Origin of the sequence: Pseudomonas sp. NMI542_15, assembly GCF_021283425.1 — a bacterium.
GTDB lineage: Bacteria > Pseudomonadota > Gammaproteobacteria > Pseudomonadales > Pseudomonadaceae > Aquipseudomonas > Aquipseudomonas fortuita.
The window spans coordinates 26,431-46,239 of sequence record NZ_JAJSRO010000005.1 but is presented as its reverse complement, the minus strand read 5'-3'; the positions used below and the strand labels follow the sequence as shown (position 1 = coordinate 46,239).

Annotated in this window: 13 protein-coding genes; 8 read left to right on the top strand and 5 right to left on the bottom strand. The window is 63.6% G+C overall.

The genetic code is table 11. The annotated features are described in order from the left end of the window. Nucleotide 1: 1 nt before the first annotated feature. Complete coding sequence (aceE, locus tag LU684_RS10390; protein ID WP_016484553.1) at nt 2–2,647, bottom strand: pyruvate dehydrogenase (acetyl-transferring), homodimeric type; 2,646 nt, start codon at nt 2,645–2,647, stop codon at nt 2–4. A gap of 383 nt (nt 2,648–3,030) precedes the next feature. Here aceE and glnE point away from each other — a divergent pair, with 383 nt between their 5' ends. The 8 genes from glnE (at nt 3,031) to LU684_RS10350 (ending at nt 13,151) form a co-directional block, all read left to right on the top strand. Next, nucleotides 3,031–5,964 carry a bifunctional [glutamate--ammonia ligase]-adenylyl-L-tyrosine phosphorylase/[glutamate--ammonia-ligase] adenylyltransferase gene (gene glnE / locus LU684_RS10385; RefSeq protein ID WP_060518010.1) on the top strand — a complete coding sequence of 978 codons (2,934 nt, stop codon included), beginning with the start codon at nt 3,031–3,033 and terminating at the stop codon, nt 5,962–5,964. Between the two features lie 226 nt (nt 5,965–6,190). Then, nucleotides 6,191–7,240: a lipopolysaccharide heptosyltransferase II gene (gene waaF / locus LU684_RS10380; protein WP_016484555.1), complete on the top strand. Its 1,050-nt coding sequence runs from the start codon at nt 6,191–6,193 to the stop codon at nt 7,238–7,240. Continuing rightward, nucleotides 7,241–8,299: a lipopolysaccharide heptosyltransferase I gene (gene waaC, locus LU684_RS10375; RefSeq protein ID WP_016484556.1), complete on the top strand. Its 1,059-nt coding sequence runs from the start codon at nt 7,241–7,243 to the stop codon at nt 8,297–8,299. Further along, nucleotides 8,299–9,423, top strand: coding sequence for a glycosyltransferase family 4 protein (locus tag LU684_RS10370; protein WP_016484557.1), 1,125 nt, complete (start codon nt 8,299–8,301; stop codon nt 9,421–9,423). The genes waaC and LU684_RS10370 overlap by 1 nt, the downstream gene beginning before the upstream one ends. Continuing rightward, nucleotides 9,420–10,226 carry a lipopolysaccharide core heptose(I) kinase RfaP gene (gene rfaP, locus LU684_RS10365; RefSeq protein WP_232894617.1) on the top strand — a complete coding sequence of 269 codons (807 nt, stop codon included), beginning with the start codon at nt 9,420–9,422 and terminating at the stop codon, nt 10,224–10,226. The genes LU684_RS10370 and rfaP overlap by 4 nt, the downstream gene beginning before the upstream one ends. Continuing rightward, a complete protein-coding gene (locus LU684_RS10360) occupies nt 10,226–10,960 on the top strand; it encodes a lipopolysaccharide kinase InaA family protein (protein ID WP_016484559.1) in 735 nt (244 codons plus the stop codon). Before rfaP ends, LU684_RS10360 begins: the two co-directional genes overlap by 1 nt. Next, the gene (locus LU684_RS10355; protein WP_016484560.1) at nt 10,957–11,709 is read left to right on the top strand and encodes a lipopolysaccharide kinase InaA family protein; all 753 of its coding nucleotides are present in this window, start codon (nt 10,957–10,959) and stop codon (nt 11,707–11,709) included. The genes LU684_RS10360 and LU684_RS10355 overlap by 4 nt, the downstream gene beginning before the upstream one ends. Then, nucleotides 11,709–13,151: a lipopolysaccharide kinase InaA family protein gene (locus tag LU684_RS10350; RefSeq protein WP_060518008.1), complete on the top strand. Its 1,443-nt coding sequence runs from the start codon at nt 11,709–11,711 to the stop codon at nt 13,149–13,151. Before LU684_RS10355 ends, LU684_RS10350 begins: the two co-directional genes overlap by 1 nt. Nucleotides 13,152–13,169: 18 nt before the next feature. Here LU684_RS10350 and LU684_RS10345 read toward each other — a convergent pair whose 3' ends face one another. From LU684_RS10345 to LU684_RS10330, 4 genes are all read right to left on the bottom strand, one after another. Continuing rightward, complete coding sequence (locus LU684_RS10345; RefSeq protein ID WP_232894616.1) at nt 13,170–15,956, bottom strand: dermonecrotic toxin domain-containing protein; 2,787 nt, start codon at nt 15,954–15,956, stop codon at nt 13,170–13,172. A gap of 67 nt (nt 15,957–16,023) precedes the next feature. Further along, the gene (locus tag LU684_RS10340; protein ID WP_060518004.1) at nt 16,024–16,209 is read right to left on the bottom strand and encodes a hypothetical protein; all 186 of its coding nucleotides are present in this window, start codon (nt 16,207–16,209) and stop codon (nt 16,024–16,026) included. Beyond that, entirely contained in the window at nt 16,206–17,318 is a 1,113-nt protein-coding gene (locus LU684_RS10335) for a PepSY-associated TM helix domain-containing protein (RefSeq protein WP_016484564.1), read from the bottom strand. Before LU684_RS10335 ends, LU684_RS10340 begins: the two co-directional genes overlap by 4 nt. A gap of 55 nt (nt 17,319–17,373) precedes the next feature. Then, entirely contained in the window at nt 17,374–19,806 is a 2,433-nt protein-coding gene (locus LU684_RS10330) for a TonB-dependent siderophore receptor (RefSeq protein ID WP_016484565.1), read from the bottom strand. Nucleotides 19,807–19,809: the final 3 nt, after the last annotated feature.

The following is a 19,809-nucleotide window of genomic DNA, read 5'->3' as shown; positions in this document are numbered from 1 at the left end:
CTCAGCAGTCCAGTGGGTTGCGCTTGTCCGGGTCGATGCCGAACTTGACGATGGCGTCAGCCACAACCTTGGGTTCGATCTCGCCACGGTCAGCCAGGGCTTCCAGGGCAGCCAGTACCACGAAGTGGCGGTCGACTTCAAAGAAGTGACGCAGCTTCTTGCGGCTGTCGCTGCGACCGTAACCGTCGGTACCCAGGACCTTGAACTCTTTGCTCGGCACCCACTGGCGAATCTGCTCGGCGAACAGCTTCATGTAGTCGGTGGAGGCGATGACCGGGCCTTTGCGACCGTTCAGGCACTGCTCGACGTAGGTCTGCTGTGGCTTCTGGCCAGGCTTCAGGCGGTTGGCGCGCTCTACGGCCAGGCCGTCGCGACGCAGTTCGTTGAAGCTGGTGACGCTCCACACGTCGGCACCGACGTTGAACTCCTCACGCAGGATCTTCGCCGCTTCGCGGACTTCGCGCAGGATGGTGCCGGAGCCCATCAGCTGTACGTGGTGCGCGGCTTCGCGGGTGTCTTCTTCCAGCAGGTACATACCCTTGATGATGCCTTCCTCGACACCGGCCGGCATGGCTGGCTGCTGGTAGGATTCGTTCATCACGGTGATGTAGTAGAAGATGTCCTGCTGCTCTTCGGTCATCTTCTTCATGCCGTCCTGGATGATCACCGCCAGCTCATAGCCGTAGGTCGGATCGTAGGTGCGGCAGTTCGGGATGGTACCCGCCATCATGTGGCTATGACCGTCTTCGTGCTGCAGGCCTTCACCGTTCAGGGTGGTACGGCCGGCGGTACCGCCGATCAGGAACCCACGGGTGCGGCTGTCGCCAGCGGCCCAGGCCAGATCGCCAATGCGCTGGAAGCCGAACATCGAATAGAAGATGTAGAACGGCAGCATCGGCTGGTTGTGGCAGCTGTACGAGGTACCGGCAGCGATGAACGACGACATGGCGCCGGCTTCGTTGATGCCTTCCTCGAGAATCTGGCCCTTCTTGTCTTCGCGGTAGAACATCACCTGGTCTTTATCGACTGGCTCGTAGAGCTGGCCGACCGACGAGTAGATGCCCAACTGGCGGAACATGCCTTCCATACCGAAGGTACGGGCTTCGTCCGGGATGATCGGCACGATGCGCTGGCCGATTTCCTTGTCCTTGACCAGCTGCGCCAGAATACGCACGAAGGCCATGGTGGTGGAGATTTCGCGGTCGCCCGAGCCGTCCAGGATCGCTTTCAGCGTTTCCAGGGATGGGGTCGGTACGCTGAAGCTCTTGGCACGGCGCTGTGGTACGAAGCCACCCAAGGCTGCGCGGCGCTCGGCCAGGTACTTGGCTTCGGCAGAACCTTCTTCCGGCTTGAAGAACGGCAGGTTCTCAAGGTCGGCATCCTTGACCGGGATGTCGAAGCGGTCACGGAAGTGACGCAGGCTCTCAACGTCGACCTTTTTGGTGTTGTGCGCAGTGTTCTTGGCTTCGCCAGCACCGGTGCCGTAACCCTTGATGGTCTTGGCCAGGATGACGGTCGGCTGCTCTTTGTGGTTCACAGCCTGGTGGTACGCCGCGTAGACCTTGTACGGGTCGTGGCCGCCACGGTTGAGCTTCCAGATCTCGTCGTCGGACAGGTCTTCGACCATGGCCTTGAGCTCTGGGGTGTTGAAGAAGTTCTCACGAACGTACGCGCCATCTTTGGCTTTGTAGTTCTGGTACTCGCCGTCGATGACTTCGTCCATGCGGCGCTGCAGGGCACCGTTGGTGTCCTTGGCCAGCAGTGGGTCCCAGAAACGGCCCCAGACCACTTTGTTGACGTTCCAGCCGCCGCCACGGAACACGCCTTCGAGTTCCTGGATGATCTTGCCGTTGCCACGAACCGGGCCGTCGAGGCGCTGCAGGTTGCAGTTGATGACAAAGATCAGGTTGTCCAGTTTCTCGCGGCCGGCCAGGGCGATTGCGCCCAGGGATTCCGGCTCGTCGCACTCGCCGTCACCCATGAAGCACCAGACCTTCTGCTTGCCGGCCGGGATGAAACCACGGGCTTCCAGGTACTTCATGAAGCGCGCCTGGTAGATAGCCTGGATCGGGCCCAGACCCATCGATACGGTCGGGAACTGCCAGAAGTCAGGCATCAGCCATGGGTGCGGGTACGAAGACAGACCGTTGCCGTCGACTTCCTGACGGAAGTTGTTCATCTGGTCTTCGTTGATGCGGCCTTCCATGAAGGCGCGAGCGTAGACGCCCGGCGAAGCGTGGCCCTGGAAGAAGATCAGGTCGCCGCCGTGTTCTTCGGTCGGGGCCTGGAAGAAGTAGTTGAAACCGATGTCGTACAGGGTGGCGCTGGAGGCGAAGCTGGAGATGTGTCCGCCCAGGTCCGAGTCTTTCAGGTTGGTGCGCATGACCATGGCCAAGGCGTTCCAACGCACCATCGAGCGAATGCGGCGTTCCATGAACAGGTCGCCAGGCATGCGTGCTTCGTGGGTGACAGGGATGGTGTTGCGGTATGGCGTGGTGATCGCATACGGCAGCTGGGAGCCACTGCGGGTGGCCAGCTCGCCCATACGGGTCATCAGGTAATGAGCGCGGTCTTCGCCTTCTTTGTCGAGGACCGACTCCAGGGCATCCAGCCATTCCTGGGTTTCGATTGGATCGAGGTCTTGCATGGCTTGCTCCAGGGCGGAAAGGCAACCAGAATCGATTGCCTGAGATTGCGACTGGCCTTATGGGCAGACGTCGTGAATTCTTGGATTACCGGGGTGTCATCCGGCGCCGTGTAGTTTTACTACATTTGCTTGCGCATTTCATGCTTTTGCACGACATGAGTAGTAGTAAAACTACATTTCTGCGACGTTTGGTCGCACCTTGGCTTGTGAGGAAAAACGTTCATGGTGGTTGGCATTGTGATGCGAACGGGTACTTCTTGATGTTTGTTGCCAAGTTTTCGTTTTTTTCAGCTATTTCCAACTTTTGTACGACAGTCCAACCGTGGTCCGGCTTCCCCTTGGCCGCTTTTTCCCTTCTATTTCACGCCGATCAAGGATAGACCATGCGCCTGCCTTTGCCGTCCGATCTGCCCGCCACCCTCCAGCCACTGGTCGCTCGCAACCAGCAATTCCTGAGCGATGCAGTGGCCGCTCACCCTGACCTCGACCTGAACGCCTGGAGCACGGTGCACCGGCAACAATTCGATCAGGTTGCTGCCGCCAGCGACTTTGTTCTGGGCCTGGCCCAGCGCGAGCCAGCCATGCTCTTCGATCTGCTGGCCAGTGGCGAGCTGGAGCGGGGTTATGCGCCGGGGCAACTGCGCGGGCAAATCGCGGCGGCTGCCCAGGCTGCGCAAAGCGACGACGAGCTGGCACGTAACCTGCGCCGCGCGCGCAACCGCCAGCAGCTGCGCATCATCTGGCGCGACATCACCCGCCAGGCGGCGCTTGGCGAAACCTGCCGCGACCTGTCTGACCTTGCCGATGCCGCCATCGACGAAGCCTACCAATGGTTGTACCCGCGCCATTGCCAGCAGTTCGGCACCCCCATCGGCAACCGCAGCGGCCAGCCGCAGCACATGGTGGTGCTGGGCATGGGCAAGCTGGGGGCGGTGGAGCTGAACCTGTCGTCGGACATCGACCTGATCTTCGGTTTCCCCGAAGGCGGTGAAACCGAAGGGGTAAAGCGCTCGCTGGAAAACCAGGAGTTCTTCACCCGCCTTGGCCAGCGGCTGATCAAGGCGCTGGACCCGGTGACCGTCGACGGCTTCGTGTTCCGCGTCGACATGCGTCTGCGCCCCTATGGCTCGGCCGGCGCACTGGTGCTCAGCTTCAATGCCCTGGAGCAGTACTACCAGGACCAGGGCCGTGACTGGGAACGCTACGCGATGATCAAGGCACGGGTGGTGGCGGGCGACCAGGCGGCCGGCGCGCAGTTGCAGGAAATGCTGCGGCCGTTCGTGTACCGCCGGTACCTGGATTTTTCCGCAATCGAAGCGCTGCGCACCATGAAGCAGCTGATTCAGCAGGAGGTGCGGCGCAAGGGCATGGCCGACAACATCAAGCTGGGTGCCGGCGGCATCCGCGAAGTGGAGTTTATCGCCCAGGCCTTCCAGCTGATCCACGGCGGGCGCGACCTCAGCCTGCAGCAACGGCCGTTGCTCAAGGTGCTGGCCACCCTCGAGGGGCAGGGTTACCTGCCGCCGGCGGTGGTGGCCGAGCTGCGCGAGGGGTATGAGTTCCTGCGTTATACCGAGCACGCCATCCAGGCCATCGCCGACCGGCAGACGCAAATGTTGCCTGAAGGCGAAACGGACCAGGCGCGGGTGGCTTATATGCTCGGCTTTGCCGACTGGCACAGCTTCCACGACCAGCTGATGTACTGGCGTGGCCGTATCGACTGGCACTTCCGCCAGGTGATCGCCGACCCGGATGACGAAGACGGTGAGGGCGAACTGGTGGTGGGGGGCGAATGGTCGCCGCTATGGGAGCAGGCGCAGGACGAGGAAGCCGCTGGCCGGCAGTTGGAAGAGGCCGGGTTCAAGCAGCCCGTCGAAGCCCTGCGGCGTCTGGCCGGCCTGCGCTCCAGCCCGCAGCTGCGCTCGATGCAGCGTATCGGCCGTGAGCGCCTGGATGCCTTCATCCCACGGCTGCTGGCCCAGGCGGTGGAGCATGACAATCCTGACCTGGTGCTTGAGCGTGTGTTGCCGCTGGTCGAGGCGGTGGCGCGGCGGTCTGCCTACCTGGTACTGCTGACCGAAAACCCCGGCGCTTTGCGCCGTCTGCTGACGTTGTGCGCTGCCAGCCCGTGGATTGCCGAGCAAATTGCGCTGTACCCGCTGTTGCTCGACGAGCTGCTCAATGAAGGCCGCTTGTTCAGCCCGCCACTGGCCCCGGAGCTGGCCAGCGAGTTGCGCGAACGCCTGACGCGCATCCCCGAGGACGACCTGGAGCAGCAGATGGAAGCGCTGCGCCACTTCAAGCTGGCGCACAGCCTGCGTGTGGCTGCTTCGGAAATAAGCGGCAACCTGCCGTTGATGAAAGTCAGCGACTACCTGACCTGGCTGGCCGAGGCCATCCTCGACCAGGTGCTCGCCCTGGCCTGGCGCCAGACCGTGGCCCGCCACGGCCAGCCCAAGCGCAGCGACGGCAGCCTGTGCGACCCAGGGTTCATCATCATTGGTTACGGCAAGGTCGGCGGCCTGGAGCTGGGCCACGGCTCGGACCTGGACCTGGTGTTCATCCACGACGGCGACCCGCAGGCGGAAACCGACGGCACCAAGCCCATCGACAGTGCCCAGTTCTTCACCCGCCTGGGCCAGCGCATCATTCACCTGCTGACCACCCAGACCAACTCGGGCCAGCTGTACGATGTGGACATGCGCCTGCGCCCGTCCGGTGCTGCCGGCCTGCTGGTCAGTTCGCTGGGCGCATTCGAGCGCTATCAGCAGAACGAAGCCTGGACCTGGGAGCATCAGGCCCTGGTGCGGGCCCGCGTACTGGTGGGTTGCAAACAGGTGGGCGCGGCGTTCGAAGGCGTGCGCGCCAAGGTACTGGGCCAGGCGCGCGACCTGGAAAAACTGCGCACCGAAGTGAGTGAAATGCGCGCCAAGATGCGCGGCAATCTCGGTACCAAGGCCACGGCTGCCGGTACTGCGGCCAACGCCTTCGAGGCCGGTGTGCCCTTCGATATCAAGCAGGATGCCGGCGGTATCGTCGATATCGAATTTATGGTGCAATACGCCGCTTTGGCCTGGTCTCATGACCACCCGGCCATACTCCGATGGACCGATAACATCCGCATTCTGGAAGAGCTGGAGCAGGCGAACCTGATGCCGGCCAGTGACGCGGTGCTGTTGCGTGAAGTGTACAAGGCGTTCCGCTCGGCCTCGCACCGCCAGGCCCTGCAGAAGCAGGCCGGGGTGATCGATGCGACGCAGTTTGCCGATGAACGCCGTGAAGTGCGGCGGATCTGGGGTGAACTGGGGTTGACTTGAGATTGTTGGGGCCGCTTTGCGGCCCATTCGCGGCACAAGGCCGCTCCCACATGGGAATGCGATCTCCTGTAGGAGCGGCCTTGTGCCGCGAATGGGCTGCAAAGCAGCCCTGAAGGCTCATGCCTCACCACCGGTGGTACACTGTCCGCCACATAGCCTGAATATAAAGAGGGGAGGCCAGGCTGTACCGCAGCCTGTAGCCTCCCCGAGCGTTTCTGGACTAAGCATGAGAATACTGATCATTGGCCCCAGCTGGGTCGGCGACATGGTGATGGCGCAGACCTTGTTCCAGTGCCTGAAACAGCAGCACCCCGACTGCGTGATCGACGTGCTGGCCCCCGAGTGGAGCCGGCCGATCCTGGAGCGTATGCCCGAAGTCCGTCAGGCCTTGAGCTTCCCGCTCGGCCACGGCGCGCTGGAACTGGCCACGCGCAGGCGCATCGGCAAATCCCTGGTCGGCCAGTACGACCAGGCCATCCTGCTGCCCAACTCGATGAAGTCGGCATTGGTGCCGTTCTTCGCTGGCATCCCCAAGCGCACCGGCTGGCGCGGCGAAATGCGCTTCGGCCTGCTGAACGATGTGCGCAAGCTGGACAAGGCCCGCTACCCGCTGATGATCGAACGCTTCATGGCCTTGGCGTACGCGCCCGGCGCCGAGCTGCCGCAGCCGTACCCGCGCCCCAGCCTGCAGATCGAAGCGCAAAGCCGCGAGGCTGCGCTGGCCAAGTTCGGCCTGGAGCTGGACCGCCCGGTACTGGCGCTGTGCCCTGGCGCCGAGTTCGGCGAGGCCAAGCGTTGGCCAGTCGAGCATTACGCGGCCGTGGCCGATGCGATGATCCGCCAGGGCTGGCAGGTATGGCTGTTCGGCTCGAAGAACGACCACCCGGTCGGCGAGCAGATCCGTGACCGGCTGATCCCGGGATTGCGCGAAGAATCCTCCAACCTGGCCGGTGAGACCTCGCTGGCCGAGGCCATCGACCTGATGTCCTGTGCCCATGCCGTGGTGTCCAACGACTCCGGCCTGATGCACGTGGCCGCCGCACTGAACCGCCCGCTGGTGGCGGTGTACGGCTCCACATCGCCCGGCTTTACTCCGCCGCTGGCCGACCAGGTGGAGGTGGTGCGCACCGGTATCGAGTGCAGCCCATGCTTCGACCGGACCTGCCGTTTCGGCCACTACAACTGCCTGCGCCTGCTGGACCCGGGCAAAGTCATCGCCGCCCTGCACAGCCTGAGCGGGCCGGACCTGATCGATACCGTGGCCGAGGTCGACTAAGTGCGGGTACTGATCATCAAGACTTCGTCGTTGGGTGATGTGATCCACACCCTGCCGGCGCTCACCGATGCCGCCCATGCCATCCCGGGCATCCGTTTCGACTGGGTGGTGGAGGAAGGCTTCGCTGAAATCCCCGGCTGGCACCCTGCGGTCGACCAGGTTATACCGGTGGCCATCCGCCGCTGGCGCAAGAACCTTTGGCAGACCCTCAAGAGTGGCGAGTGGAAGGCGTTCAAACAGCGTGTGCGCGAGCGCAAGTACGACCTGGTGATTGACGCCCAGGGCTTGGTCAAGTCGGCTTGGCTCACCCGCTACGTGAAGGCCCCGGTCGCCGGCCTGGACCGCTACTCGGCCCGCGAAGGCTGGGCCAGCCGCTTCTATGACCGGCGCCTGTCGGTTGCCACCGGCCAGCACGCGGTGGAGCGGGTGCGCCAGCTGTTTGCCATGGCCCTGGCCTACGACTTGCCAGAGGGCATAGGCGATTACGGGCTGGACCTGGAGCGCCTGCAGCTGCCGCCAGCAGCGCCTTACGTGGTGTTTTTGCATGGCACCACCTGGGCGACCAAGCATTGGCCCGAAGCCTACTGGCGCGAGCTGGCCGAGCGCATGGGCCGGCGCAAGCTGGAAGTGCGCCTGCCTTGGGGCAACGCCGCCGAGAAGGCGCGGGCCGAGCGCATTGCACAGGGCTTGAACAACTGCCAGGTGCTCCCCAAATTGAACCTTGCCGGGGTTGCCCGTGTATTGGCGGCGGCAAAAGCCTGTGTGGCGGTCGATACCGGCCTTGGCCACCTGGCTGCGGCACTCGATGTGCCGACCATTTCGCTGTTCGGCCCGACCAACCCGGGCCTGACCGGTGCCTACGGACGGACCCAGATTCACCAGGCCAGTGACTGGCCTTGCGCTCCCTGCCTGCAGAAGAAGTGCACCTATAAACCGAGCGCCGACGACCTGCGCCGGTTCGATCTGAAACGCGAGTGGCCGCTGTGCTTCACTCGCCTGAATCCCGAGCATGTGGCGGGCCGCTTGAGCGCGTTGCTGCTGGCTGAGGATGTCCGTTGATGCAACTGGCTTTCGTGCTTTACAAATATTTCCCCTTCGGCGGGCTGCAGCGCGATTTCATGCGCATTGCCCTGGAATGCCAGAAGCGGGGCCACCAGATCCGTGTGTACACGCTGATCTGGGAGGGTGACATTCCGCCTGGCTTCGAGGTGCTGGTGGCGCCGGTCAAGGCCATTTTCAACCACCGTCGCAACGAGAAGCTCAGCGCCTGGATGGCCGCCGACCTGGCCAAGCGCCCGGTCGACCGCCTGATCGGCTTCAACAAGATGCCGGGGCTGGACGTGTACTACGCCGCCGACGGCTGCTTCGAAGACAAGGCGCAGACCCTGCGCGGTGGGCTGTACCGCCGCTGGGGCCGCTACCGGCACTTTGCCGAGTACGAGCGTGCGGTGTTCGCCAAGGACGCCCACACCGAAGTGCTGATGATTTCCGAGGTGCAGCAGCCGCTGTTCATCAAGCATTACGGCACCCCGGTGGAGCGCTTCCACCTGCTGCCACCGGGTATTTCCCAGGATCGCCGCGCGCCGGCCAATGCGGCCGAGATCCGTGCCGAATTCCGCAAGGAATTCGACTTGGGCGATGACGACCTGTTGCTGGTACAGATTGGCTCGGGCTTCAAGACCAAGGGTGTGGACCGCAGCCTCAAGGCGCTTGCCGCGCTGCCATCGGCCCTGCGCAAACGCACGAAGCTGATGGTGATCGGCCAGGACGACCCCAAGGTGTTCCAGTTGCAGAGCGCCACCCTGGGGCTGGGTGAGCAGGTGCAGTTCCTCAAGGGCCGCAGCGACATCCCGCGTTTCCTGCTGGGTGCCGACCTGCTGATTCACCCGGCGTACAACGAGAACACCGGCACGGTGCTGCTTGAAGCGCTGGTGGCTGGCCTTCCGGTGCTGGTGTCCAAGGTGTGCGGCTACGCCCATTACATTGCCGAGGCCGACTGTGGCCTGGTGCTGGACGAGCCATTCGAACAGGAACAGCTCAACGGCTACCTGCAACGCATGCTGGAAGACCCGCAGGCCCGCGCCAGCTGGTCGCGCAACGGCCTGGCGTTTGCTGAAACCGCCGATCTGTACAGCATGCCGCAGCATGCTGCCGACGTGATCCTGGGGCAGAAAACCGCATGAAGCTGATACTGGCCGAACCGTTCAAGCGCCTGTGGGCCGGGCGTGATGCCTTCGATGCTGTAGAGGCGCTGCAAGGTGAGGTCTATCGCGAGCTGGAAGGGCGGCGCACACTGCGTACCGAAGTGGCTGGCGAGGGCTTTTTCGTCAAGATCCACCGCGGCATCGGATGGAGCGAGATCTTCAAAAACCTGCTCACCGCCAAGCTGCCGGTGCTGGGTGCCGGCCAGGAATGGCGGGCTATCCAGCGCCTGCACGAGGTGGGCGTGCCGACCATGACCGCAGTCGCCTATGGCGAGCGTGGCAGTAATCCGGCCACGCAGCACTCGTTCATCATCACCCAAGAGCTGGCGCCGACCATCAGCCTGGAAGACTTCAGTATCGACTGGCTCAAGCAGCCGCCCGAACCGCGTCTGAAGCGTGCGCTGATCGCCGAAGTGGCAAAAATGACCGGCGGCATGCACCGTGCCGGCGTCAACCATCGCGATTGCTACATCTGCCATTTCCTGCTGCACACCGACCGCCCGGTGACGGCGGATGACTTCAAACTGTCGGTCATTGACCTGCACCGCGCCCAGACCCGGGCGACAATCAGCCGCCGCTGGCGCGACAAGGACCTGGCCGCGCTGTACTTCTCAGCGCTGGACATCGGCCTCACCCGGCGCGACAAGCTGCGCTTTTTGCAGGGGTACTTCCAGCGCCCGCTGCGGCAAGTGCTCAAAGACGAGGCCCGGTTGCTCGCCTGGCTGGAGTGCAAGGCGCAGAAACTCTACGATCGCAAACAACGCTATGGGGACGCGCTCTGATGGCGGGTTGGACACTGGCGCCAGGCTACGAACACCTGGCGGCGGACTTTGGCAGCCTCGATGCGGTATTTGCCCTGCAAGGCGAGCGCCTGACCCGCGACCCGCTCAGCGAAGTGGTGCGCATCGAGCGTGACGGGGTCAATTACTACGTCAAGCGCTACACCGGGGCTGGCAAGCACATGCGCCGCTACCTGGGCCGGCCGCGCATCAAAGCCGAATGGCAGAACCTCAAGCTGTTCGCCAAGTGGGGTATCCCTACTGCCGAAGTGGTGGCCTGGGGCCTGGAACGCAACGGCCTGGCCTTTGGGCGCGGGGCTATGATCACCCGCGAGCTGCCGAACACCGAAGACTTGTCTGCGCTGGCCGAACGCAACGATACACGCCTGGCCGACCGGGCCTGGGTCGACCATCTCAGCCGTCAGCTGGCGCGCCACACCCGGGTCATGCACGAGCACCGCTTTGCCCATAATGACCTGAAGTGGCGCAACCTGCTGGTCGACGACCAGGGCACGCTATTCTTCATCGATTGCCCCACCGGCGACTTCTGGCGCGGCTTCATGTGGCGGCACCGGATGATCAAGGACCTGGCGTGCCTGGACAAGGTGGCCAAATACCACCTGTCGGCCACCCAGCGCCTGCGTTTCTATCTGCAATACCGTGGCCGCGACCGGCTGAATGTGCGCGACAAAAAGCGCATTCGCCAGGTGCTGGGCTTTTTCGAGGGAAGGGAATGACCGATTACCTGGCCAGCGCGGACCTCGCGCTGCTCAAACGCCATGGCCTGGACGACTTCGAGGCGCTGTGGGCGCTGCAACTGGAGGCGGTGGATGAACCCAACACCGGCCGTGGTGGCTGGAGCAGCGTGTTCCGCCTGGAACTCGAAGGCAAGGGGTACTACCTCAAGCGCCAGAGCGACTACCTGACGCGCACCCTGCACCGGCCGTTTGGCGAGCCCACTTTTGCCCGCGAGTTTCGCAACATCAGCCGCTATCAGAAGCTGCACATTCCGGCCTTGCAGGCGGTGTTCTATGGCGAGCGCAAGCAAGGCGGCAAGCACCGCGCCATCCTGATGACCCGCGCGCTGGACGAGTGGGCCGATCTCGACAGCCTGTTGGCCCACTGGCCACAGCTGGGCGATGCCGAACGCAATGGCATCCTGCAGGCGTGCGGCCAACTGGCGCGTACCCTGCACAGCGCCGGCCAGGTGCATGGCTGCTTCTATCCCAAGCACATTTTCCTGCGCCAGCGACGAGAAGGCTGGGATGCACAATTGATCGACCTGGAGAAGACCCGGCCATTGCTGTTTGGCATGCGTGACCGCCTCAAGGACCTGGAGCCGCTGCTGCGTCGCGCCCGCGCCTGGAGCGAGGCTGATGTGCGCACGATGCTGGCGACTTACCTGGCGCAGCCGGCTGACAGCACGCTGGTCGATACCTGGCTGCAACGCCTGACGCAACGGCGTCGTGAAAAAGAGGCCCGCTGATGCGTTTGTCTGAACTGAAGGACGCCGGGCGCAGCCCGTCGTTGCCCCTGAGCATCACCCTGGCGGACGCCGCCGGCAGCGCCGAACTGCAACTGCTCAGCCTGCTGCGCGTCCTGCCCGGGCAGCGCTATGTGGGCGCTGGTGTGTGGCGCGGTATCCCGGTGCTGGCCAAGCTGCTGGTGGGCGGCAACGCCGCCCGGCATTTCCAGCGCGAACTGCAAGGTGTGAAATTGCTGGCCGAACATGGCTTGACCACGCCGAAGCTGCTGGCCGACGGCCTCAAGGAAGGCGAGGGCGGCTGGCTGCTCTTCGAATTCCTCGACGGCGCTGAGAGCCTGGCCGATGCCTGGGCGGCAGTGGAAAGCCTGCCGGTGCTGGCCGACGAACAACACCTGGTGCTGGGCGAAGCGCTCACGGCTGTCGCGCACATGCACGCTCAGGGCCTTTGGCAGGAAGACCTGCACCTGGACAACCTGCTGCGCCATGGCGGCAAGCTGTACCTGATCGATGGCGCCGGTATCAAGGCTGAAACGCCAGGCCAGCAGCTGTCGCGCCCACGTGTACTGGAAAACCTCGGCGTATTCTTTGCCCAGCTGCCCAAGCGCCTGGAACCTTTCATCGAAGAGCTGCTGGTCCACTACCTGCTGGCCAACGCCGAACATGCGTTGCCACTGGAAGCCCTGCAAAAGCAGGTGGACAAGGTGCGCAACTGGCGCCAGAAGGACTACCTGGACAAAGCGGGCCGCGAATGCAGCCTGTTCAGTGTCCAGCGCACACTCTCGGGGTTGCAGGCGATCCGTCGCAGTGAGGTCGAGGCCATGCAGCCGGTACTGGAGCAGGCCGATGCACTGATCGACAGGGGCCACCTGTACAAGACCGGTGGCGCCGCCAGTGTGGCGCGCATCGAGGTGAACGGTCGCAAGCTTGTGCTCAAACGCTACAACATCAAGAACACCGCGCACTGGTTCAAGCGCTTCTGGCGCCCGAGCCGTGCCTGGCATTCGTGGATCGAAGGTCACCGCCTGGAGTTCCTCGACATCGCTACGCCCAAGCCGTTGGCGGTGCTGGAGCAACGGGTCATGGGGCTGCGCAGCCGTGCCTATCTGGTCACCGAGTATGTCGATGGCCCGGACCTGACGGCATGCTTTGCGCCCTACGTCGAAAATGGCGATGCGCCCGAGGAACAGGTGGATGCGCTGGTGCATGTGATGCAGCAGCTGATTCGCGAGCGCATCAGCCATGGCGACTTCAAGGGCCATAACCTGTTCTGGGACAATGGCCGGTGGTCGCTGATTGACCTCGATGCCATGTGCCAGCACGCGACCCAGCTCAGCTTCGCCCCGGCCTACGCCCGGGATCGGGCGCGGCTGTTGCGAAACTGGCCGAGTGGCAGTGCCTTGTACCAGCGGCTGGACCGGTTATTGCCCAAGCTGGGCGATTAAGGCTGTCGATGCGGGCAGTCAGCGGGCTGGCAGTGGCTGATCTGGCAATGCCAGCCAGTCGCTGCTGCGCCCCGCCTGGCGAACGCGTATCAGCCACTGGCCATTCTCGTGGCGCAATACCGCCCACGGCGCCGCGCCAGCGCTGCTGGCGGCTGCCATCTGCAAGTGGTAACGGTCTGGCAGCAAGTGGCGGCGCAAAGGTAGCTGCCCGCCCATGAGCGCCAGGTACAGTTGATCTTCAGCCTGGTAGAGCCCCTGTTCGATGTTCAAAGGTGTGCCCGCCAGTGGCGCTTGCAGGTAGCAGTCCTGCAGCAGCTGCGTCAGGTCGGGCAGCCCGTCGTACCAGTGCACCGATGAGTCGATTACCCATTGCCCGTCGGCTCTGCGCTTGAGCGGCTGATGCAGGTAGGCATCCGGTTGGTCAGGGTCGATGGCCCGCCAGCGGTAGCCGTCGAAACTGACCTTGTAGTAGCGGTTGTCGTTGTCCTTGACGAAGTACAGCGACAGCCCGCCAAAGGCCGTGGGCTGTTCGTATACCCCTTCACCGTAGATGCCGTCTATGCGATAGCGCAGGTTGGTGCTGTCCGGTTGCGCCTGAAAGCGCGCGGGCAACGGCAATGGCGGTTGCTTTGGCATGCCACGCAGCGAACGGCGCAGCAGGCCAGAGCCTACATAACTGATCGCTGCATCATTGAGGTGGCTGAAGGCGTTGTAGGCGTGGCGCATCACCCCTTCCACATCCTCCTGCTTGAAGGCCTGCACGCCGTCCCAGATGTCGATGGCCATGCGGCCGATCGACAATGCCAACAGGGCTTGGTTGGGCAGCAGCAGGCTGATGAAGTCCACCAGGCGCCAGCTCAGCGCGATGATCGTTTGCGCATTCACTTCCTGGGTCGTCATGCTGTCGGCATCGGCCTGGGCGATCAGCGCCTGGACCTCGGCCCGGTAATAGACAAAAAACAGGTCATCGTTCACTGCAGGGGTTTTTACATGTGTGCCCAGGCGCCCCTTGTCCAGAAGGCGCTGCACCGTGGCTGCGGGTAGCAATGGCAGGCGCTGTGCAATGTACGCCTTCAGCCCGGGCTGCTGGCGCACAGTACGAAGCAGTTCGCGGGTGGTGCGAAAACGGCGCCATGCCCTGCGGTCCGGTGCATCCGGCGTATACAACACGCATGCCTGGGACTTGTAGGGGGTACTGTTGAGCAGCAGCACACCCTGCAGGGTGTGGCCCATGATGTTCAATTGTCGAACCGTGACCGGGTAGCCCGCCACCGGGGCGCGCAAGGTATTGTGCGGTTGATCCAGCACGGCGCACACCCAGTTGTAACCGTGCTCGAAAGGGTCTTCGCCGAAGTGCCCGGCGTAGCGTGCCTTGACTGCTTCTGCACGCATGCGCGCCAGGTTTACCCGGCTGTGTGCGGCCTGGCGCCACTTGCCGGTTCTGGAACCGATAAGTTGGGTATGCAGGTACATTGCGTAGCTGTCGCCCACGTTCAGTTCCCGGATCATGTTTTTCACATACTCCGCCGTTAGGCCAGGTGGTATGGCACACCCTCGGGCATGGACCATGCGCGCGGTAAGCCAGTAGTCGGTGTCGAACCATGGCAGGTTCTTCAGCGCCAGCTGTTCGAGCGTGTTGCTTTCCTCGACCATTTCCACCATCTCATCGCCCACGCGCTGCATGCCGGCGTAGGTGACGTAGGAGGAGGTGGCGAAGGGATGCATGACAGCGCCGGTACGGCGGGCGCGGACGATACTCACCTGAATCTCGCCCGGATCCGCGTCGTACCCCAGGTCGTAGCTCAGGCGCTCGCGCAGGCGTGCATTGGCCCAGCTCAGCAGGCTGTTGCGTTGCTTGAAGTCGTTGAGGCTAAGCACGCCGGGGGCTGCAGCCCGCTCGGCAGTTGCCACCAGCTCCTGCATGGTCTGCATGATATGGCTCAGGCCTTGCGCGGAGGTATTGCGCAGCCAGTTCGGCAGGTTCTTTTCAAGCAGTTGCGAATAGCGCGTCTGCAGGATGGGTTTGGCGCCGACTTCGTGCCGAAGCGCCATGGCCCTGTTCAGCCGGGCGTGCTGGTCGGTTATGTCGACGCTCCATAACCCGGGATCACTCAACCGCTGGCGCTGGGCTTCGATCACACTGTCGACCTGAGCCTCCAGCAGGCTGTCGGCATACCAGTCATAGCGCAGGCGATGCGACCGGCGCGCGCGGTCTGCCTGTTCCTCAAGGTACAGGTGCAGCAGTGGCCGGCTCTGGAGCGGATCCTCCAGGCGTTCGCAGAGCTCTTTGTGCAGTGCGGCAAGGGAATCGAATGCTTCGATACCCTGTGACAGGCTGCACAGCAAGGCGCTGCCTGCGCCGTCTTCTGCCGTGAGCATGTGGCCCTCGACGGTACTGGCAACGATGACCAGAGTGCCTGGGAGGTAGCTGCGCCAGTTGGGCCGCCGGTCTTCCAGCAGTACGCGGTACACCTGTGCCCGCTCGGCCAGAGGCAAGTGCCTGCGTTGTGAGGGCAATGGCTTCTCCAGGCAGGTGCGCAAGAGTTCGGCTTGCCCGTTGCTCAAGGTCTGGTCGGCCACGCGCAATTCGATTTCGGCCAGCATCAGCGCCTTGCGCAGTATCAGCAATTGCTGCCTGGGCGTGTTGCCCTGTTCATCGGCTGTGGCCCAGAAACTGGCCAGCTCGCCGTGTAGCCAGGTGCGCGTGCCGGAGGTGATGGGTTGGTTGAGGGCGATGGTGGGGAGGCCGTCGAGCAGGTCACCGATGTGTCGGTCGATCTGTTCCAGGTGTTCGAGGGGGCGCATGGGGCTGATCCTTGGTTGAGGAAAACCCCATGCTTGGCAATACCCGCAACTGCGTGGTGGTAGCGGGCTAGCGCCGCCGACGCCAGAACAGCCCGCGCAGGCTCAGCAGGGCTGGAAGGCCCAGGCCGGCCCAGGCCAGCACGTCCCAACCACCGTCCCCCAGCAGCGCGGCGAACAGGCCCACGAAGCCCAGCAGGGCAATCAACGCTGGCCAGGCGAAAAGGCGCACAGTGGATTGCGACTGGTGGCTCATGTCCGCGCCTCCCTGGGTTTGCGCTGCTTGCCCCACCACAAGTAGAGGCCGCTGCCGAGCACGATGAGGGTGAGCACATCCAGGACCGCCCACAGTATTTGCATCGGCCGCCCGCCGTAGTCGCCAAAATGCAGCGGCTGCGACAGGCCCATGGCGTCCATGTACCAAGGGCGATCGCCTACGGCAGTCACTGCCAGGGTACGGGCGTCGATCAGCACCGGCGTGAACAGGTGCGAGGTCAGATGGGTGGAGCCGTTCATGAACACCGCGTAGTGGTGCTCGCTGGAAAAGCGCGTGCCGGGGAAGGCAATGAAGTCCGGGCGCATGCCAGGGGCGGCCTGTTCGGCAATCTGCAGCAGGCGTGTGGCTGGCGCGCGGTCGGTGAGCGGCGGGGCATTGCGATACGGTGCGACCATGGTTGCCAGGCTGTCGTTGCGCCAGGCGGCGATGACCAGGTCGGACAGGGCACTGATCACACCGGTCACGCCCACTGTCAACGCCCACGCCAGCGTAACCACGCCGAGCAGGTTGTGCAGGTCGAGCCAGCGCAGGCGGCGGGATTTTTCGTGGCGCACGGTGCCGAACGCCAGGCGGCGCATGAACGGCGCATACAGCACGGTGCCGGAGACGATCGCGACGATGAACAGTATGCCCATGAAGGCCAGCAGCAGCTTGCCGGGCAGGCCGGCGAACATGTCCACGTGCAGGCGCAGCATGACCATCATGAAACCGCCATTGGCGGCCGGCATGGCCACTGCCTCGCCGGTACGGGCGTCGAGCATGAAGGTGTGCGACAGGTTGGGGTCGGTGCCCGCAGTGGCGGCGGTGATGGCGACCACGCCGTTGGGTTCGTCTTCGTCGTAGCCGAAGTACTGCATGACCTCGCCGGGGCGATGCTGTTCGGCTTTCACTACAAGCTGCTGCAGGTCGAGGTGCGGGGTGCCTGCTGGCATTTCGCGCAGCTCGGGGGCGTCGCCGAGCAGGTGTTCGAGTTCGTGGTGGAAGATCAGCGGCAGGCCGGTGAGTGCCAGCAGTAGCAGGAACAGGGTACAGACCAGGCTGCTCCAGGTGTGGACCACGGACCAGCGGCGGATGGTGGGGCTTTTCATCACGGTACCGATTTTGTCTGTTGGAACCTGGGGCCGCAAGGCGGCCCCCGCTCATTCAGAACTTGTAAGTGGCGCTGGCGACAACGCTGCGCTCATCGCCGTAGTAGCAGTAGTACCCGTCGCAAGTAGAGAGGTAATCCTTGTTCAGCAGGTTGGTGGCATTGACCGCCACCGAGGCGCCTTGCAGGCTGCTGTTCAGGCGACCCAGGTCGTAATGCACCGACGCGTCGAATACGGTGTAGGCCTTGGCTTTGCCCAGGTAGGTATTGGCCTGGTCACCGTAGGTGTTGCCGGTGTAACGCGCGCCCAGGCCGATGCCGAAGCCGTCGAGCACGCCCGAGTGCCAGGTGTAGTCGCCCCAGATGGACGCCTGCTGGTTCGGCATCAGCTGCAGGCGGTTGCCTTTGAAATCGCCGTCCTGCACCTCGGACTTGGCCAGGGTGTAGGCGGCAATCACCTTCAGGTTTTCGGTCACATCGGAAACCGCTTCCAGCTCAAGGCCGCGGACTTTCACTTCGCCGGTCTGGCTGGTGATGGTCACCCCACCAACGGTGTCGGTGACCGCGACGTTTTTCTGGGTCAGGTCATACACGGCTGCCGACAGCAGGGTGTTGGAGCCTGGCGGCTGGTACTTCACGCCCAGCTCCCACTGTTTGCCTTCGGTGGGTTTGAGCGGGTTCGTTGCCGACACACTGGCATTGCTGGAGGGCTGGAACGACTCGGCATACGACAGGTACGGCACGAAGCCCGAATCGAACACATAGCTGATGGCTGCGTTGCCGCTGAACTTCTTGTCCCGCTGGGTACTGGTGGCATCGTCCTGGTTGAAGAACTTGGTGCCGGTATGCACCCAGTCCTCGCGACCGCCCAGCGTCAGGCGCCAGTTGCCGAGTGCCATCTGGTCCTGCACATACAGGCCGGTCTGACGGGTTTTCTGGTTGTAGTCATAAAACGCGGTCGAGCGATCCGGGCGGGTGATCGGCAGCCCGTAGACCGGGTTGTTGACGTTGCTGTCCGGCACGTTGAAGCCGAAGATCGACAGGTAGTTGGTATTGACGCGCTGGTGGTCCAGGCCGATCAGCAGGGTGTGGGTAATGTCACCGGTGGCGAAGTCGGCCTGGAAGTTGTTGTCCACCGCGAACTGGCTGATGTCTTCATCGGTATTGGTCGACATGCGGCTGACTGTGCCGTCGTCTTGCACCGGGCCGCCCGGCGAATAGTAACTGCCAGGGGTGATGGTCTGGAACGACAGGTCCGACTTGGTATAGCGCAGGTTCTGGCGGAACTGCCATACGTCGTTGATGCGGTGTTCGAAGGCGTAGCCCAGCGCGTAGTAAGTGCGGTCGTAGAACTCGTAATCCGGGTCACCCAGGTTCTTGTGGTGCGAGATCTTGCCGAACGGCATGTCGATCTTGGTGCCCTGGATGGGCCGGAACTGGCTGGTGGCGCCGGTATCGTCGCGGGTGAACTGGGTCAACAAGGTCAACGTCGTGTCTTCGTCGATGTTCCAGGTCAGGCTTGGCGCGATGTTGTAGCGCTTGTTGTCGATATGGTCGATTTGTGTGCCGCTGTCACGGATCACGCCGCTGACGCCGTACAGAAAGCGGCCGTCGTCGTCGATCTTGCCAGTGCTGGCGAAGTTGATCTGACGATGGTTGTCGCTGCCATATTGCAGCTCGATCTCATGGGCGCTTTCGGCCTGCGGGCGGCGGCTGACCATGTCGAGCAGGCCGCCGGGCGGGGTTTGGCCATAGATCGAGGAGGCCGGGCCACGCAGCAGGGCGAGGCGGTCGAGGTTCCAGGTTTCGGCTTTGGGGTTGGCGTACACGCCGCGTGGCAGCGGCAGGCCATCGAGGAACTGGGTGGGCTCGAAGCCGCGCACGCGCATCCAGTCATACCGCGTGTCGCTACCGAAACTGGCCGACACGATGCCCGGCATGTAGCGCACGGCGTCATCCAGGCTGTGCACGCCACGGTCTTTCATCTGCTCGCGGGTGGCAATGGAGATGGAGCGGGGGGCTTCCACCAGTGCGGTGTCGGTTTTGGTGCCAGCGGCGGTGCGTTTGGCCAGGTAACCCTCTACCGGCCCCCAGGCACTTTCAGAAACGCTGGCGGCGTTCACGGTGGTTTCTGGTAGCGCCAGGCTGCCATCCGGCACCGCCACCAGGCTGTAGCTGCCCACGGTGCTCTGTTGCAGTTGCAGGCCGGTACCGCGCAGGGCGGCTTGCAGGGCGCCAAGGCCGTCGTACTGGCCGCTCACCGCGGCCGAAGTGCGGCCGCTGACCAGTGCCGGGTCGATGGCCAAGGCGATGCCCGCCTGGCTGGCGATCTGGTTGAGGGTGGTGGCTAGCGGCGCGCTGGGCAGGTTGTAGGCGCGCGCAGTGGATGGCTCGGCGGCGAACAAGGCAGGGCTGGACAGCGGGGCAGCCAAGCCGATGGCCAGGGCCATGAGGCTGGGGCGCAGGATACGATCAACGGCACGGGACATGCG